The sequence below is a fragment of the Streptomyces sp. NPDC048718 genome, from assembly GCF_043198875.1.
In the GTDB taxonomy this organism is placed as follows: domain Bacteria; phylum Actinomycetota; class Actinomycetes; order Streptomycetales; family Streptomycetaceae; genus Streptomyces.
In genome coordinates this window covers 32907-50239 of the sequence record NZ_JBICVG010000018.1, presented here as the reverse complement: position 1 = coordinate 50239, position 17333 = coordinate 32907, and the positions used below count along the sequence as shown (strand labels likewise).

At 73.9% G+C, this 17333-nt stretch carries 12 protein-coding genes; 10 read left to right on the top strand and 2 right to left on the bottom strand.

Annotation, left to right across the window (positions count from 1 at the left end; translation table 11 throughout):
* The first annotated feature begins 47 nt into the window (after positions 1-47).
* From ACGFRB_RS28460 to nudC, 5 genes are all read left to right on the top strand, one after another.
* Entirely contained in the window at positions 48-3593 is a 3546-nt protein-coding gene (locus ACGFRB_RS28460; protein ID WP_393247070.1) for an ATP-dependent helicase, read from the top strand.
* A gap of 364 nt (positions 3594-3957) precedes the next feature.
* Entirely contained in the window at positions 3958-4803 is an 846-nt protein-coding gene (locus tag ACGFRB_RS28455; RefSeq protein ID WP_363001518.1) for a hypothetical protein, read from the top strand.
* 219 nt (positions 4804-5022) lie between these two features.
* A complete protein-coding gene (locus ACGFRB_RS28450) occupies positions 5023-8715 on the top strand; it encodes an ATP-dependent helicase (RefSeq protein ID WP_393247068.1) in 3693 nt (1230 codons plus the stop codon).
* Between the two features lie 10 nt (positions 8716-8725).
* Positions 8726-10210, top strand: a complete 1485-nt coding sequence (locus ACGFRB_RS28445; RefSeq protein WP_393247066.1) for a dipeptidase — start codon at positions 8726-8728, stop codon at positions 10208-10210.
* A 116-nt stretch (positions 10211-10326) separates the two neighbouring features.
* On the top strand, positions 10327-11277 hold the full coding sequence (nudC, locus tag ACGFRB_RS28440; RefSeq protein WP_363001512.1) for an NAD(+) diphosphatase: 951 nt from the start codon (positions 10327-10329) through the stop codon (positions 11275-11277).
* Between the two features lie 235 nt (positions 11278-11512).
* On the opposite strand, the gene ACGFRB_RS28435 is transcribed toward nudC, so the two are convergent.
* Complete coding sequence (locus ACGFRB_RS28435; protein WP_361230870.1) at positions 11513-11770, bottom strand: mycoredoxin; 258 nt, start codon at positions 11768-11770, stop codon at positions 11513-11515.
* 192 nt (positions 11771-11962) lie between these two features.
* On the opposite strand from ACGFRB_RS28435, the gene ACGFRB_RS28430 reads away from it, so the two are divergent.
* From ACGFRB_RS28430 to ACGFRB_RS28410, 5 genes are all read left to right on the top strand, one after another.
* Positions 11963-14143 (top strand): ATP-dependent DNA helicase UvrD2, encoded by a 2181-nt coding sequence (locus ACGFRB_RS28430; protein ID WP_393247063.1) that lies wholly within the window; start codon positions 11963-11965, stop codon positions 14141-14143.
* A gap of 171 nt (positions 14144-14314) precedes the next feature.
* A complete protein-coding gene (locus tag ACGFRB_RS28425; RefSeq protein WP_363001508.1) occupies positions 14315-14662 on the top strand; it encodes a hypothetical protein in 348 nt (115 codons plus the stop codon).
* Between the two features lie 172 nt (positions 14663-14834).
* Entirely contained in the window at positions 14835-15203 is a 369-nt protein-coding gene (locus ACGFRB_RS28420; protein ID WP_361230876.1) for a WhiB family transcriptional regulator, read from the top strand.
* Positions 15200-15520 carry a hypothetical protein gene (locus tag ACGFRB_RS28415; protein WP_361230878.1) on the top strand — a complete coding sequence of 107 codons (321 nt, stop codon included), beginning with the start codon at positions 15200-15202 and terminating at the stop codon, positions 15518-15520. Before ACGFRB_RS28420 ends, ACGFRB_RS28415 begins: the two co-directional genes overlap by 4 nt.
* Positions 15521-15651: 131 nt before the next feature.
* Positions 15652-15834, top strand: coding sequence for a hypothetical protein (locus ACGFRB_RS28410; protein WP_363001504.1), 183 nt, complete (start codon positions 15652-15654; stop codon positions 15832-15834).
* A gap of 62 nt (positions 15835-15896) precedes the next feature.
* On the opposite strand, the gene ACGFRB_RS28405 is transcribed toward ACGFRB_RS28410, so the two are convergent.
* Positions 15897-17294: an ABC1 kinase family protein gene (locus ACGFRB_RS28405; protein ID WP_393247061.1), complete on the bottom strand. Its 1398-nt coding sequence runs from the start codon at positions 17292-17294 to the stop codon at positions 15897-15899.
* Positions 17295-17333 lie beyond the last annotated feature (39 nt).

Below are 17333 nucleotides of genomic sequence, written 5' to 3'. Positions count from 1 at the left end.
GCCCCACGCACCGTACCCACGACCCCCCAGCAGGACCGGCGACCCACGTGACTTCCTCCTCCGCCCTTCGGCAAACGCGGGGCCCCGGCGCGTACCGGCTGGTCCGGGCGGTGCCGGCACCGGTGCGGCCCCCTCTGCTTGACGCGACGCAGCGGGCGGTGGTTGAGCACCGGGACGGACCGCTTCTCGTCCTCGCGGGCCCCGGCACCGGCAAGACGACCACGCTGGTCGAGTCCGTCGCCGCCCGGATGGAACAGGGCACCGACCCCGAGCGGATCCTTGTCCTCACCTTCAGCCGCAAGGCCGCCGTGGAACTCCGCGACCGGATGGCGGCCCGGCTCGGCGGCCGGCGCCCCCCGCAGGCCACCACCTTCCACTCGTACTGCTACGCCCTGATCCGCGCCCACCAGGACGCCGACCTCTTCGCCGAACCCCTGCGCCTGCTCTCCGGACCCGAGCAGGACCTCGCGGTGCGTGAACTGCTCGCCGGACAGATCGACCTGGAGAAGGCCGGCCTCGGCAAGGTCGGCTGGCCCGACGAACTGCGCGCCTGCCTGACCACCCGCGGCTTCGCCGACGAGGTCCGCGCGGTCATCGCCCGCTCCCGCGAGCTGGGCCTCGGCCCGGACGCCCTGGACGCCTTCGCCCGGCGTGTCGGCCGCCCCGACTGGCGGGCGGCGGCCGGTTTCCTCGCCGAGTATCTCGACGTCCTCGACCTCCAGGGCGTCGTCGACTACACCGAGCTGGTGCACCGGGCCGTCCTGCTCACCGAGTCGGCCGCGCCCGGCACCCTGCCCGCGTACGACGCGGTCTTCGTCGACGAGTACCAGGACACCGACCCGGCCCAGGTCCGGCTGCTGCGCGGGCTCACGGCCGGCACCACCGGGGCGGTCGTCGCCTTCGGTGACCCCGACCAGTCGATCTACGCCTTCCGCGGCGCCGACGTGAACGGCATCCTCGACTTTCCCGCCGTCTTCGGCGGACCGGTACGGGTCCTCGGCACCTCGCGCCGCTCCGGCGCCGCCCTGCTCGCCGCGACGCGGCTGCTCGCCCAGCGCATGCCGCTGCCCCGGCTCCCCGCCGCCCAGGCCCGCGCCCACCGCGCCCTGGAGCCGGTACGGGGCGGGGGCCGGGCCGAGGTCTACACGTACCCCACGCCCTCGACGGAGACCGAGAACATCGCGGACCTGCTGCGCCGCGCCCACCTGGAGGACGGCGTCCCCTGGCAGGACATGGCCGTCCTCACCCGCGCCTCGGCCCACCTCCCGTCCCTCCGGCGCGCCCTGACCTCGGCCGGTGTCCCGGTCGAGACCGACGCGGCCGACATCCCGCTGCGTCACGAGCCGGCCGTGGCCCCGCTGCTCCTCGCGCTGCGCGCGGCGGCGCACGGGGCGGGGACGGTCGTGGGCGTGGACGAGGCCGAGCACGCGGACGCGGATACGGGCGAGGGCCCTGGGGCGTACGAGGAGGAGGAGCCGGAACCGGAGCAGGCGACCGACGCCCACGAGGGCGCCGACGCCGAAGCCGGTGCCGTACCGCCGGAGCACGAGCGGCCTGAGCCCGCGCCGTCCGAGGCCGCCGGCCCGGACGTACCCGGGCAACCCGACGTACCAGGAGAAGCGGACGCCGCCACGCCCGCCCCCACCCCCACCCCCACCCCCGCCCGCGCCGGGTGGCTCGACGTCGAGACCGCCATCGCGCTGCTCGCCTCGCCGCTCGCCGCGATGGACCCGGCCGATCTGCGGCGCCTCGGCCGCGCGCTCCGGGACGAGGAGCGGGCCGGCGGGAACAAGGTGCCGGCCCCGTCGGACGTCCTGCTCGCGCGGGCGCTCGCCGAGCCGGAGCGGCTGGTGGCGCACGACCGGACGTACACCCGAGGCGCCCGCGTCCTCGGCGGACTGCTGCGCGACGCCCGCGACACGCTCGCGGCCGGCGGCACCGCCGAAGAGGCGCTGTGGCTGCTGTGGAACGGCACCGGCTGGCCCGGCCGTCTGGAGCGCGCCTCGCTGCGCGGCGGCCCGGCCGGCCGCAACGCCGACCGGGACCTCGACGCCGTCTGCGCGCTGTTCGAGTCCGCCGCCCGCGCCGAGGACCGGGTCGGCGGCCGTGGCGCGCTCAACTTCCTGGAGGAACTCGACGCCCAGGACATCGCCGCCGACACCCTCACCCGGCGCCACACCCGCCCCGACGCCGTCCGCCTGATGACCGCGCACCGCGCCAAGGGCCTCGAATGGAGCCTGGTCGTCGTGGCCGGGCTCCAGGAGGGCCGCTGGCCCGATCTGCGCCGCCGCGGCTCGCTCCTGGAGGCCGACCGGATCGGCTGCGACGGTCTCGCCGAGCCGCTCACCCCCGGCGCCCTGCTCGCCGAGGAGCGGCGGCTGTTCTACGTCGCCGCGACCCGGGCCCGTGACCGGCTCGTCGTCACCGCCGTCAAGGCGTCGGCCGAGGACGGCGACCAGCCGTCCCGTTTCCTGACCGAGCTCGGCGTCGAGCCGAAGGAGATCACCGGCCGGCCCCGCCGCCCGCTCGCGGTCGCCGCGCTGGTCGCGGAGCTGCGCGCCACCACCGTCGACCCCGAGGCCTCGCCCCGGCTGCGGGCCGCCGCCGCCGAACGCCTCGCCCATCTCGCCGCCCTCGCCGACGAGGACGGCAACCCGCTGGTCCCCGCCGCCCACCCGGACCGCTGGTGGGGCCTGGCCGAGCCGACCCGCAGCGCCGTGCCGCTGCGCGACCGCGACCTGCCGCTCGCCCTGTCCGGCTCCGCCCTCGACCAGCTCGCGAACACCTGCGCGCTCCAGTGGTTCCTCGGCCGCGAGGTCAGAGCCGACGCCCCCGCCACCGCGGCCCAGGGCTTCGGCAATGTCGTCCACGTCCTCGCCGACGAGGTCGCCTCCGGCCGTACGCCCGCCGACCTCGACGTGCTCATGGCCCGCCTTGACTCCGTCTGGGACGCCCTCGCCTTCGACGCGCCCTGGAAGTCCGGGCAGGAGAAGGCGAACGCCCGGGCCGCCCTGGAACGCTTCCTGCACTGGCACGTCCTGGACCGGGCCGGCCGTACCCCCGCCGCCACCGAGCACGACTTCGACGTGACGCTCGCCGCCGGCGCGTACCAGGTGCGCATCCGGGGCTCCATGGACCGGGTCGAGGCCGACGAGAAGGGCCGCGCGTACGTCGTCGACTTCAAGACCGGCAAGTCCGCCCCGACCAAGGACGAGGTCGCCCGCCACCCGCAGCTCGCCGTCTACCAGCTCGCCGTCCGCGCGGGCGCCGTCGACGAGGTCTTCGGCGGCCGTACCCCCGAGCCCGGCGGTGCCGAACTGGTCCACCTCCGGCAGCCGGCGCCCAAGAAGGAGGGCGGGGACGCGCTGCCGAAGGTGCAGAAGCAGGAACCTCTCGAAGGCGGCGGCGACGGCGCTGGGGGGACGGAGGGCGCGGGCGGTACGGCGGGTACCTGGATCGGTGACCTCCTCGCCACCGCCGCCGGCCGCGTCCTCGACGAGAGGTTCACTCCAACGGCCGGTCAGCAGTGCACCACCTGCTCCTTCCGGGCCTCGTGCAGCGCGCGACCGGAGGGCCGTCACATCGTCCCGTGACGAGGCTGCCGTACGACTCCGTACGACTCCGTACGACTCCGGGCGGCCCTGAGCGGCTCCGGTCGTGCGCCCGGCCCCGGGAGGCTTCGAGGCACGGCCCGAGCGCGCTCGCGGTGCGGGCCGGGCCCGGCTCCGGCAGTCTGGGAGTCCGGTGCCCGCACGCGCGGGCACCGGACTGAAGAGCCCGACAACCGAGAGACCCGGGGCCAAAGAACCCGGGAGACCAGGGCCCGGAGCCATCGGGACCCGGACCGGCCGGTCATCAGTCGAAGACCCTCACCCGAGGGCGTCCCAGGGGGGAATCCCGTCCAGGGGGGAATCCCACGAGGGAGACCCGGAAGGGGAATCCCGCGAGGAGGCTCGCATGGCGTCCCACACCCCGCTCCGCACCATCACGCTCCGCGCCGCGACGGTCGTCTGTGCCGTCCTGGTCAGCGGGGCCGTGCCCGCCACCCTGGCGCACGCCCAGGCCGCGGCGGTGGCGGAGGTACCGTCCCCGACCCCGAGGCCGTACTCGAACCTCACCCCGGCCCAGATAGCCGACAAGGGCATAGCCGCCACCAAGACGGCGACCTCGTTCCGGATGACGGGCCATGTCATGGCCAACGGGCGCGCCGCCGACGTGGACATCTCGCTCAACCAGAGTGACTGCGCCGGTACGGTCAAGCTCCGCGGCGGCTCCGGCGAGGTACGGCAGGTCGGCGGCACCTCGTACATCAAGGGCGACGACGGGTTCTGGCGCGCCTCCTTGGCCGGACAGAAAATGAGCCAGACCCAGATCAACGAGGCCGTCGCCAAACTCCACGGCCACTGGCTGCGCATCCCCGCCGGGATGAAGGACAGCCGGGGCATGAAGATGGAGCGGTGCGACGTCAAGTCCACCGCCGCCGGAATCGGCAAGTTCAGCACCATGCACGGCCAGATCGTGCGCGGCCCCGACGCCGCGGTGAACAACACCCCCGTCGCCACCGTGATCAAGCGGAACAACGTCTCGGCCCACGGCCGCACCCACGAGGAGACCAGCACGCTGTCCGTCGCGGCGCACGGCACGCCGTACGTGCTCAAGGCGGTGCGGACCGGCGGCGGCAACAGCGGGACGCTCACCTTCTCCGACTTCAACAAGACGGTGAAGGTCACGGCACCGCCCGCCAACCAGACCGTCGACATCTCCGCGATGACGATGATGTCGCCGTCCCCGTCGCCGTCCTGAGCGACGAGCCGGCCCCGTGACCGGCACCCCGCGACCGGTCCCCCGCGTGACCGGCACCCCGCGACCGGCACTGCGTGACCGGTCTCTCCCGCCGGGCCGGTGTTCCCGGTCCCGGCGGGGGGCCGCGCCGGGCGACACCGGACCGGCCGGGCGTCGCCGGAAGATCGTCGGGAGGCGTGACGGCGGAGGATGTCGGCGGACCCCGTTAGCCTCTTTGGAGTGACCTCACGCCTGACCGATCCCGAGCAGCTGAAGGAGCTGCTCGGGATCCCCTTCACCCCGGAGCAGACGGCCTGCATCATCGCGCCGCCCGCCCCGCAGGTCATCGTGGCCGGAGCCGGTTCCGGCAAGACGACCGTGATGGCCGCGCGGGTGGTCTGGCTGGTCGGCACCGGGCAGGTCGCCCCCGAACAGGTCCTCGGCCTGACCTTCACCAACAAGGCCGCCGGCGAACTCGCCGAGCGCGTGCGCACCGCCCTCGTCCGGGCCGGCGTCACCGACCCCGACCCGGCGCCCCTGACGGCCCAGACTCAGGCTCCGGGTCCGGCCCCGTCCCCGGGTCCCGGCCAGGCCCTCGCCTTCGGCCAGGACCCCGAGAACCCGCCCGGCGAACCGCGCATCTCCACGTACCACGCCTTCGCCGGCCGGCTCCTCACGGACCACGGTCTGCGCATCGGCCTGGAACCCACCTCCCGCCTCCTCGCCGACGCCACCCGCTACCAGCTCGCCGCCCGCGTCCTGCGCGAGGCCCCCGGCCCGTACCCCGCGCTCACCCGCTCCTTCCCCACCCTCGTCGGCGATCTGCTGGCCCTCGACGCCGAGCTGTCCGAGCACCTCGTCGAGCCGGAGCGGCTCATCGGTCACGACACCGGACTGCTCGCCGACCTCGCCGGCGCCAAGCTCACCAACGCCGACCTGCGCAAACTCCCCGAGGCCGCCGTCGCGCGCCGTGAGCTGCTCGATCTGGTCATCCGCTACCGCGCCGCCAAGCGTTCCCGTGACCTGCTCGACTTCGGCGACCAGATCGCCCTGTCCGCGCGGATCGCCACCACCCGGCCCGAGGTCGGGGCACTGCTGCGCGACGAGTTCCGGGTGGTGCTCCTGGACGAGTACCAGGACACCTCGGTCGCCCAGCGGCTGCTGCTGTCCGGCCTCTTCGGGCAGGGCACCGGGCACGCCGTCACCGCCGTCGGCGACCCCTGCCAGGCCATCTACGGCTGGCGCGGCGCCTCCGTCGCCAACCTGGACGACTTCCCCGTCCACTTCCCGTACGAGGACGGCCGGCCCGCCGCCCGGCACGCCCTGTCCGAGAACCGGCGCAGTGGCGGCCGTCTCCTCGACCTCGCCAACGGCCTCGCCGCCCCGCTGCGCGCGATGCACGCGGGCGTGGAGGCGCTGCGACCCGCGCCCGGAGCGGAGCGCGACGGCGGCGTACGGATCGCGCTGCTGCCCACCCACACCGAGGAGATCGACTGGCTCGCCGACTCCCTCGCCCATCTGGTCCGCACCGGCACCCCGCCCGGCGAGATCGCCGTCCTGTGCCGCACGGCGACCGACTTCCCCGCGATCCAGGCGGCGCTCGTCGCCCGTGACGTGCCCGTCGAGGTCGTCGGCCTGTCCGGGCTGCTCCACCTGCCCGAGATCGCCGACCTCGTCGCCGTCTGCGAGGTCCTCCAGGACCCCGGCGCCAACGCCGCCCTGGTCCGGCTCCTCACCGGCCCCCGCTGGCGCATCGGCCCCCGCGACCTCGCCCTCCTCGGCCGGCGCGCCCGGCTGCTCGTCCACCGCCCCGGCGCGGAGAGCGAGGACGCCGACCAGCGGCTCGCCGCCGCCGTCGAGGGCGTCGACCCGGCCGAGGTGATCTCGCTGGCCGACGCGCTCGACACCTTCCTCGATCCGGCGGGCGCCGAGGACGACAAGCTGCCCTTCTCCGCCGAGGCCAAGGTCCGCTTCGCCCGCCTCGCCACCGAGCTGCGCGCCCTGCGCACCTCCCTGGCCGACCCGCTGATGGACGTCCTGCACCGGGTCCTCGCCGCCACCGGTCTGGAGGTCGAGCTGTCGGCCTCCCCGCACGCCCTGGCCGCCCGCCGCCGCGAGACCCTCGGCAACTTCCTCGACATCGCCGCCGGCTTCGCCTCCCTGGACGGCGAGGCCACCCTCCTCGCCTTCCTCGGCTTCCTGCGTACGGCCGCGCAGTACGAGAAGGGCCTGGACAACGCGCTCCCGGGCGGCGAGAACACCGTCAAGGTGATGACCGCGCACAAGTCCAAGGGACTGGAGTGGGACGTCGTCGCCGTGCCGGGGCTCGTCACCGGGCAGTTCCCGTCCACCCGCGCCCGCGAGTCCTGGGCCGCGCAGCCGCAGGTCCTGCCGCACGCGCTGCGCGGCGACGCGGCGACCCTGCCCGCCCTGGAGGAGTGGACGGCGGCCGCCATGAAGTCCTTCAAGGACGAGATGCGCGCCCACCAGCACACCGAGGAGCTGCGCCTCGGCTATGTGACCTTCACCCGGCCCCGGTCCCTGCTGCTCGGCTCCGCCCACTGGTGGGGGCCCGCGCAGAAGAAGCCCCGGGGTCCGTCCGACTTCATGAGCGCGCTGTACGACCACTGCGCGGCGGGGTACGGCGAGATCGAGGCATGGGCGGACGCTCCGGCCGAGGGCGAGGAGAACCCGCTGCTCGCCGCCGACCTGGCCGACCAGGCCTGGCCGCTGCCGCTCGACAAGGATTCGTTCGAGCGGCGGCGCGAGGCGGCGCGGGCGGTGCTGGAGCGGCTGTGGGCGTACGGGCCCGAGGGCGCCGGGCCGCACGGGTCGCACGGGTCGTACGGTCAGGGCGGGCGTACGGCTCCGGCTTCCGCGACGGCCGAGGCCCCCGAGGACCCCTGGTTCCCGGACGAGCCGGACTGGGACGACGAGCCCGTCTGGGACGAGGAGCCGCCCCACGGTGCGCAGGCCCCGCAGGCTCCCCAGGTCCCCGCCCCCCGCGCGCCGGAACCGGCCCCGGGTCCCGTGACGACCCAGGCCGCCGTTCCGGCTCCGGCCCCCGAACCGGCCGACCAGGACCGGGACCGGGACCTGGCCGCGTCCTCGGAGGACCTGCGCACCATCGAGTCCTGGGACCGCGACCTCACCGCCCTCACCGCCGAGCTGCACCGTTCCCGGGCCACCACCCGGGACGTCCTGCTGCCCGCGTATCTCTCCGCCTCCCAGGTGATCCGGCTCGCCGCCGACCCCGATGGCTTCGCCAAGGAGCTGGCCCGGCCGATGCCGAAGCCGCCGCAGCCGGCCGCCCGGCGCGGCACCCGCTTCCACGCCTGGGTCGAGTCCCGCTTCGAGGAACTGCCGCTGCCCCTGCTCGGCCCGGAGGAGCTGCCCGGCGGCGAGGAGTTCGCGGGGGAGCCGGAGATCCGCGACGAGCGGGACCTGGAGGAGCTGAAGGAGGCGTTCGACCGCACTCCGTACGCCCGCCGCGTCCCGTACCGCGTCGAGGTCCCCGTCCATCTCTCCCTCGCGGGCCGGGTGGTGCGCGGCCGGATCGACGCCGTCTACCGGGACCCGGAGACCGGCGCGTACGAGATCGTCGACTGGAAGACCAGCCGGCTGCGCACCGCCGATCCGCTCCAGCTCGCCCTCTACCGGCTCGCCTGGGCCGAGCAGCACGGTCTCGACCCGGAGGAAGTGGCCGCCGCCTTCGTGTACATACGGACCGGGGAGATCGCCCGGCCCCGCCGGCTGCCCGGCCGGGCCGAACTGGAGGCCCTGCTGCGCGGCGAGGACCGCGCCGCGACCGGACCCGCCGGACCCGCCGGACCCGCCGAGGACGGCGGCCACTCAGACGGCAGCTCCCCGGACAACCGTCACCCGGACGGCGGTCACCCGGGCGTGGACGGAGCGCTCCCGGGCGCCGGATAGGCTCGGGTCCATGAGCCAGACCCCGGACAGCGCCGTCCACCCCGTACGTACCGACGCCGTGCGCGCCCACATCGCGGAGCACCGGTCCGCCTTCCTCGACGACCTCGCCGAGTGGCTGCGGATCCCGTCGGTCTCGGCCGAGCCCGAGCGGGCCGGCGACGTACGGCGCAGCGCCGACTGGCTCGCCGCGAAGCTGACCGCGACCGGGTTCACCACGGTCGAGGTGTGGGAGACGGACGGCGCCCCGGCGGTCTTCGCCGAGTGGCCGTCCCACGCGCCGGACGCGCCGACCGTCCTCGTCTACGGCCACCACGACGTACAGCCCGCCGCCCGCGAGGACGGCTGGCACACCGAGCCGTTCGAGCCGGTCGTGACCGACGGCCGGATGTACGGGCGGGGCGCGGCCGACGACAAGGGCCAGGTCCTCTTCCACACCCTCGGGGTGCGGGCGCATCTCGCCGAGACCGGCCTCAGCGCGCCCGCCGTGAACCTGAAGCTGCTGGTGGAGGGCGAGGAGGAGTCGGGCTCGCCGCACTTCCGCGCCCTGGTGGAGCAGCGGGCCGGCCGGCTCGCCGCCGATCTGGTGATCGTCTCCGACACCGGGATGTGGTCCGAGACCACCCCGACCGTGTGCACCGGCATGCGCGGGGTCGCGGACTGCGAGATCGACCTCCACGGCCCGGACCAGGACATCCACTCCGGCTCCTTCGGCGGCGCCGTGCCCAACCCGGCCACCGTCGCCGGCCGGATCGTGGCCGCCCTGCACGACGACACCGAGCGGGTGGCGATCCCCGGTTTCTACGACGGGGTCACCGAACTGACCGAGGCCGAGCGGGCGCTCATCGCCGAGCTGCCCTTCGACGAGGCCGCCTGGCTGGCCACCGCGAAGTCGCACGGCACGCTCGGCGAGGCCGGCCACTCCACCCTGGAGCGGGTCTGGGCCCGTCCGACCGCCGAGGTCAACGGCATCGGCGGCGGCTACCAGGGCCCCGGCGGCAAGACGATCGTCCCCGCCTCCGCCCATCTGAAGCTCTCCTTCCGGCTGGTCGCGGGCCAGGACCCGGCGCACATCGAGAAGGCCGTACGGGAGTGGCTGGCCGGTCTGGTCCCGGCGGGCATCCGCTACGACATCGTCTTCGGCGCCCCGACCCGGCCCTGCCTCACCCCGCTCGGCCACCCCGCCCTGGGCGCGGTCGCGGGTGCCATGAGCCGGGCCTTCGACGGCGCGAAGGTCCGCTACACGCGCGAGGGCGGCTCGGGACCGGCCGCCGACCTCCAAGACGTCCTGGGTGCGCCGGTGCTGTTCCTGGGTATCTCCGTCCCGTCCGACGGCTGGCACGCGCCGAACGAGAAGATCGAGCTGGATCTCCTCATGAAGGGCGTCGAGACGACCGCGTACCTGTGGAGCGACCTGCCCGCCGCTCTGCGCGCGAAAGCCCCGCAGGCCCAGGGCGTTCCGGCCGCCCCGGCCGCCCCGGACACCCCCGGCGCCTGAGCCGGAGCGCGCCCCGGCGCCCGGCGTGCGAGCGCCCGGACGCCGGGCCCGCGGGCGCCCCTACGCCGGGCGCCGCCGTACCCACCATCATCGAACCGGGGGAGTTGGAAGCACCTGTGAGCAGCACCTTGAAGAACGCGTTCGCGGACCGCCCGATCTCGCTGACCGCCCCGAGCGGGATCGACCGTGCCGCACACCACCGCCTCGACGAGGCGTGGCTCGCCGCCGCCTGGAGCCACCCCACGACCCGGGTCTTCGTGGTCTCGGGCGGTCAGGTGCTGATCGACGACACGCCGGACGGCCGGACCGAGCTGGTCACGACCCCGGCGTTCGAGGCCCCGCCGACCGAGACCCACCGCTACTTCCTCGGCACCGACGAGGACGGCGTCTCCTACTTCGCGCTCCAGAAGGACAGCCTGCCCGGCCGCATGGATCAGTCCGCGCGCCCGGCCGGACTGCGCGAGGCGGGGCTGCTGCTCTCGCCGCGCGACGCCGGACTGATGGTGCACGCGGTCGCCCTGGAGAACTGGCAGCGGCTGCACCGCTTCTGCTCGCGCTGCGGCGAGCGGACGAAGATCGCGGCGGCCGGACACGTCCGCCGCTGCCCGGCTTGCGGCGCCGAGCACTACCCGCGGACCGACCCGGCGGTGATCATGCTGGTCACCGACGACCAGGACCGGGCGCTGCTGGGCCGCCAGATGCACTGGCCCGAGGGCCGCTTCTCGACGCTCGCGGGCTTCGTCGAGCCCGGCGAGTCCATCGAGCAGTCGGTGGTGCGCGAGGTTTTCGAGGAGGCCGGGGTCACGATCGCCGAGGTCGAGTACGTGGCGAGCCAGCCGTGGCCGTTCCCGTCCAGCCTGATGCTCGGCTTCATGGCCCGCGCGTCCTCGCCGGAGATCACCGTGGACGGCGAGGAGATACACGAGGCCCGCTGGTTCTCGCGGGATGAGCTGGCCGCCGCGTTCGAGACGGGCGAGGTACTGCCGCCGTACGGGATCTCGATCGCCTCCCGGCTGATCGAGCTCTGGTACGGAAAGCCGCTGCCGAAGCCGGGCGACGTGGTCTGAGCCCGGTCCACTCCGAGCCGACCCGGCCGCATCCGAGCCGATCCGATCCGGTTTAAGCGGAAGCGGAAGCGGAACAGCCCCCTCCCGGACGATCGGGAGGGGGCTGTTCTCGGCCATGCGGGGCCCGGAAGGGGCCCTGGGCGGCCCCGGGGGCCGGCGGGGTCCCCGCGGGAGCCCGACGGTCCCCGAAGGCCCGCGCCCGGGGGTCTCAGGAGCCTCGGGGGCCTGGGTGGCCTCAGACCGCGAGGGCCTGCTTGACCTGGGCCAGGCTCGGGTTGGTCATGACGACCTCGCCGGCACCGGACGTCGGGGCGACCCGCACGGTCGGAACGGTCTGGTTGCCGCCGTTGGCCTCCTCGACGAACTTCGCCGAGGCCGGGTCCTGCTCGATGTTGATCTCGGTGTACGCGATGCCCTCACGGTCCAGCTGGCTCTTCAGCCGGCGGCAGTAGCCGCACCACGTGGTGCTGTACATCGTCACAGTGCCCTGCATGGCCTGGCGCTCCTCGCATGTCGGGGTCTATCAGCGTCTATCGGGGTCCATCGGAGCGGCACGGCCGTATCGGTCGTGCCGAGAGGAAGAACGTACGCTCTCGTCCGGCCATTCCCGGAATTCGTATGACCGGCGTCGCACACCTGTGGACAACCTCCGCACCGACCCCGCCGGACCTGGCAGCATGGCTGTGTGACAGCAGCAACGCACTCCACTCTTTTCCCGCAGGTCCCGGAGACGGCCGACGCGGTGCTCGCCGGGCTCGACCCGGAGCAGCGCGAGGTCGCCCTGGCCCTGCACGGCCCGGTGTGCGTCCTCGCGGGCGCCGGCACCGGCAAGACGCGGGCCATCACCCACCGCATCGCCTACGGGGTGCGGGCGGGCATACTCCCACCCGCCAGTGTGCTGGCCGTCACCTTCACCAACCGCGCCGCCGGCGAGATGCGCGGCCGGCTGCGCCAGCTCGGCGCGGGCGGCGTCCAGGCGCGGACGTTCCACTCCGCCGCGCTGCGCCAGCTCCAGTACTTCTGGCCGAAAGCCGTCGGCGGCGACCTGCCGCGGCTCCTGGAACGGAAGGTCCAGCTGGTCGCCGAGGCCGCCGCGCGCTGCCGCGTCCGCCTCGACCGCAACGAGCTGCGGGACGTCACCGGCGAGATCGAGTGGGCCAAGGTCACCCAGACGGTCCCCGGCGACTACCCGGCCGCCGTCGCCAAGTCCCAGCGCGACGCCCCGCGCGACACCGCGGAGATCGGGCAGATCTACGCGATGTACGAGCAGCTCAAGCGCGACCGGGGCGTGATCGACTTCGAGGACGTGCTGCTGCTCACCGTCGGCATCCTCCAGGACCGGCACGACATCGCGGACCAGATCCGCCGCCAGTACCAGCACTTCGTCGTCGACGAGTACCAGGACGTCTCCCCGCTCCAGCAGCGGCTGCTCGATCTGTGGCTCGGCGACCGCGACAACCTGTGCGTGGTCGGCGACGCCAGCCAGACCATCTACTCCTTCACCGGCGCCACCCCCGACCACCTGCTGAACTTCCGCGTCCGCCACCCGAACGCGACCGTGGTGAAGCTGGTCCGCGACTACCGCTCCACCCCCCAGGTCGTCCACCTGGCCAACGGGCTGCTCTCGCAGGCCCGCGGCCGGGCCGCCGAACACCGCCTGGAGCTGATCTCCCAGCGCGACCCCGGCCCCGAGCCCGCCTACACCGAGTACGCGGACGAGCCCGCCGAGGCCGAGGGCACCGCCCGCCGGATCCGCGACCTGATCGCCTCGGGCGTCCCGGCCGGCGAGATCGCCGTGCTCTACCGGATCAACGCCCAGTCGGAGGTCTACGAGCAGGCCCTCGCCGACGCCGGCGTGCCCTACCAGCTGCGCGGCGCCGAGCGCTTCTTCGAGCGCGAGGAGGTCCGCAAGGCGGGCGTGGCGCTGCGCGGTGCCGCCCGCGCCGGGGGCAACGACGCCCTGCTCGACGACACCGAGGACCTGCCCTCCCAGGTCCGGGCGGTCCTCTCCAGCAACGGCTGGACCCCCGAGCCCCCGGCCGGCTCCGGCGCCGCCCGCGACCGCTGGGAGTCGCTGGCCGCCCTGGTCCGGCTCTCCGAGGACTTCGCCCGTGCCAAGCCCGGCGCGACCCTCTCCGACCTGGTCGGCGAACTCGACGAGCGGGCCGCCGCCCAGCACGCGCCCACCGTCCAGGGCGTCACCCTCGCCTCGCTGCACGCCGCCAAGGGCCTGGAGTGGGACGCGGTGTTCCTGGTCGGGCTCACCGAGGGCATGATGCCGATCACCTACGCCAAGACCGACGAACAGGTCGAGGAGGAGCGCCGGCTGCTGTACGTGGGCGTCACCCGGGCCCGGGAGCACCTCTCGCTGTCCTGGGCGCTCTCCCGCTCCCCGGGCGGCCGTGCCTCCCGGCGCCCCACCCGCTTCCTCAAGGGCCTGCGGCCCGGCTCCGGCAAGCTCGGCGCGGCCGGCGGCGCCGGTGCCGGCGCGGGCATCGAGCGCGGCAGCGGCGCAGGGCGGCGCAAGCGGCGCGGACCTGTGCTGTGCCGGGTCTGCGGCGCCACGCTCACCGAGGCGGGCGAGATGAAGCTGATGCGCTGCGAGGACTGTCCCTCGGACATGGACGAGGCGCTGTACGAGCGGCTGCGCGAGTGGCGCGCCGAGCAGGCGCGCGGGCTCGGCCAGCCGGCCTATTGCGTCTTCACCGACAAGACGCTCATGGCGATCGCCGAGCAGGTTCCCGGCTCCGACGGGGAGCTCGCCGCGATCTCCGGTGTCGGCGCCCGCAAGCTGGACCGCTTCGGGGCCGATGTTCTCGCCATCTGCGCAGGTGAGGATCCCGCAGAGGGTGAAGAGACGCCCTGAAAAAAAATCGTCGGGAAAATAGTTTGCGCCCGCCCCGTCAAGCCCCATAGGTTCGTAACCACGAAAACGGCGGCTTCTTCGAAGCCCTGTCTTCGTGCTGTACTTGTCCAAATGAACATGAGGGTCCGGTTCACCCCGAACCCTCCGAGACGCCGAGAGGAGGCGATTCCAGTGATCAGCATCAACACCATCAACACCCGCAGCGCCAAAGTGAACGATCGCTCGGTCGTCTCCACCTGCTCGCTCGGCTTCTCCGCCGTCGTCGCTTACCCCTCCCTTCCTGGCACCGGTCTGTCCGGCGCCGGTCTGCCGCTCGGCATGCCGGCCCGGCTCCTGGACCGTCTGGAGCGGAGTGAGCGACCGACGAAGGCACTGGAAGCAGGAGTAGCAGGCAAGGCCAAGGCCATGGCCTTTGGTTTTGCGGCCGCCGCGACCGGTGCCGGTATTCAGCAGCAGACGACGCAGCACCACACGATGTGGGCCTTCCGTGGGCTCGAACCCTGGAGCGATCCAGTCTGATCGACGATCAGACCGGCACCTTCAGGGCCGCGGAACCCCACCAGGGATCCGCGGCCCTTCTGTTTGTCCCCGAACGGGGCGGACGGAGTGAAGGGGCCTCGGGACCAGTAGTGACCGGTACCAGCCAGAACCCCGGCCAACAGGCCGGAACAACAGACGAGGACCGACAACCGTGCAACTCGAAGCGCACGCCCCGTCCGTACCGCCTTCCGAAACGATCCCGCCGCCCGGTTCCACGGAGGAATTCGCCTTGACTCCCCTCACCACTCTCACCGCTCTCGACGACGCCATCGAGAACCTCGGTGTAGCCGTTCCCTGCCGCTCGTACGACCCCGAGGTCTTCTTCGCCGAGTCCCCGGCCGACGTCGAGTACGCGAAGTCCCTCTGCCGCACCTGCCCGCTCGTGGAAGCCTGCCTCGCGGGCGCCAAGGAGCGGCGGGAGCCGTGGGGCGTCTGGGGTGGCGAGCTCTTCGTCCAGGGCGTGGTCGTGGCCCGCAAGCGGCCCCGCGGCCGCCCGCGCAAGAACCCGGTCGCGGCATGAACGTCACCGGAACCATCGACCGTCCCCTCACGCACGATCCCCAGAAGCAGGCCCCGATGACCACCCCCCACGAGCCGGCCGGCTCCGCTACCCCCGATGTCTCCCTCAACGGCGCGATGCGCTCGCGTCAGAACAGGACCCGCGAAATGCAACTCATCCCCGAAGCCCTGGCGCGCGCCCATATGCGCGACCGCTTGCGGGAAGCCGAGGCGGAACGCCAGGCCGTCCGCCTGGTCGCCGCCCGGCGGATGCAGCGCCGCGCCGAGCGCGTGTCGCTGCGCGCCCGCCGCGCGCTGGCCATGGCCGTCATGCACTGACACCGGCGCTCGCCGCCCCCGCTCCCCCATGGAGCGGGCGGTGACCCGGTAGGCGGGGGCCGGTCCGAACGGGCCGGCCCCCGCGGTGCGTTGCGCCGGTGGCGAGCCCCCGGAGGGCTATCGTCACCCTCGTGAACGACGAGCACGCCCCCGCACCCCGCGTCGTGTGCGCCCGCTGCGGCAGGACCGTCCCCGAGCCGCCCGTCACCTGGACCTGCTCGGTCGAGAACGGCACCCGGCACTACCTCTGCGAGGACTGCGCCCGCGTCCACCTCAGGTCGATCGAGGGCCGCCTCGACTCCTCCTGGTGGTGACCCCGGTCAGCCCGGGCCTGCGGGCTGTCCGGCCCTGGTCCGCCCGACCAGCCTCGCGCCGCTCACTCCTCCGGCGCGTCCGGCGCGGCGAACCCGGGCAGCCACTCCTCCAGCTCGTCCCGCAGCCGCACCCGCGCGCCCAGCTGGCACAGCACCCCGATCGTGCTCAGCGTCACCCGGTGTATCAGCAGATACGACGGCGGCAGGTTCAGCTGCTTGCCGAGTTGATGGGCGGGGGAGCGGGGGTCGGCGAGCCGGGCCGCCTGAGTGCGCATCCAGCCCCGGCTGAAGGTGAACACATCCGTCCGCGCCGGTTCGATGATCGGCAGCAGATACGCGAGCACCTCCTCCGGATCGAGCGCGACGGACTTCTTCACGAAGTTCTCCGCGCACAACAGGTCGTAGACCCTCTCCGCCTCGCCCGCCAGGGTGGTCCGCAAACAGACGCCGATCGTCTCCGGCAGTCCGCCCGGCAGCCGGTCCACCGTGCCGAAGTCGAGTACGCCGAGCCGCCACGATGCGGCGTCCCCGGCACCGTCCCCCTCCCCGGCGTCCCCGGATCCCTGCCCGGGCGCGGCCCCGGGCGCAGGCAGCAGCCGGAAGTTGCCCGGGTGCGGATCGGCGTGCAGCAGCCCCGTGCGCCCGGGTCCCGAGAACAGGAACCGCGCCAGGAGCTGCCCGGCCCGGTCGCGCTGCTCCGGTGTGCCGTCCGCGATCACCTCCGACAGCGGCACCCCGTCCAGCCACTCCGTCACCAGGATCTGCTCCGACTGGTGCACCACGGCCGGCACCACCACGTCCGGATCGTCCGCGAACTCATCCGCGTGCCGCCGCTGGGCCTCCGCCTCCAGGCCGTAGTCCAGCTCCTCGGCGACCCGGTCGCGCAACTCCGTGATCAGCGGCTTGACGTCCATCCCGGGGAGCAGCGGACCGAGCAGCCGGGCGAACCGGCTGAGCTGGGTGAGGTCCGAGAGCAGCGCCTCGCCCGCCCCCGGGTACTGCACCTTCACCGCGACCTCACGGCCGTCGTGCCACACCGCCCGGTGCACCTGCCCGATCGACGCGGCCGCCGCGGGCTTGTCCTCGAACTCCAGGAACGACTCCCGCCACTTCGGGCCCAGCCTCTCCGCGAGCACCCCGTGCACGGTCGCCGCCGGCATCGGCGGCGCCGCCTCCTGGAGCTTGGTGAGCGCCGCCCGGTAGGGCCCGGCCACCTCCTCGGGCAGCGCCGACTCGAAGACCGAGAGGGCCTGTCCCAGCTTCATGGCCCCGCCCTTCAACTGCCCAAGCGTCTTGAACAGTTGCTCGGCCGTCCGCTGCTGGAGTTCGCGCGCCACCAGCTCCGCGGACTTCCCGCCGATCCGCTTGCCCAGGCCCCAGGTGGCCCGTCCCGCGAAGCCGAGGGGCAACGCGGCCAACTTCGCGGTCCGGGTGACCGCTTTCCGGGGAAGATCAGACATACGCCCTCCAAGTCCCAGACTGCCGTACCGCACGGGGCC

Bases quoted from the DNA above. Each gene is read 5' to 3' on its own strand.
- ACGFRB_RS28455 (WP_363001518.1), top strand. From the start codon at position 3,958: ATGGCGTCCCACACCCCGCTCCGCACCATCACGCTCCGCGCCGCGACG.
- ACGFRB_RS28445 (WP_393247066.1), top strand. From the start codon at position 8,726: ATGAGCCAGACCCCGGACAGCGCCGTCCACCCCGTACGTACCGACGCC.
- ACGFRB_RS28435 (WP_361230870.1), bottom strand. From the start codon at position 11,770: ATGCAGGGCACTGTGACGATGTACAGCACCACGTGGTGCGGCTACTGC.
- ACGFRB_RS28415 (WP_361230878.1), top strand. From the start codon at position 15,200: ATGAACGTCACCGGAACCATCGACCGTCCCCTCACGCACGATCCCCAG.
- ACGFRB_RS28405 (WP_393247061.1), bottom strand. From the start codon at position 17,294: ATGTCTGATCTTCCCCGGAAAGCGGTCACCCGGACCGCGAAGTTGGCC.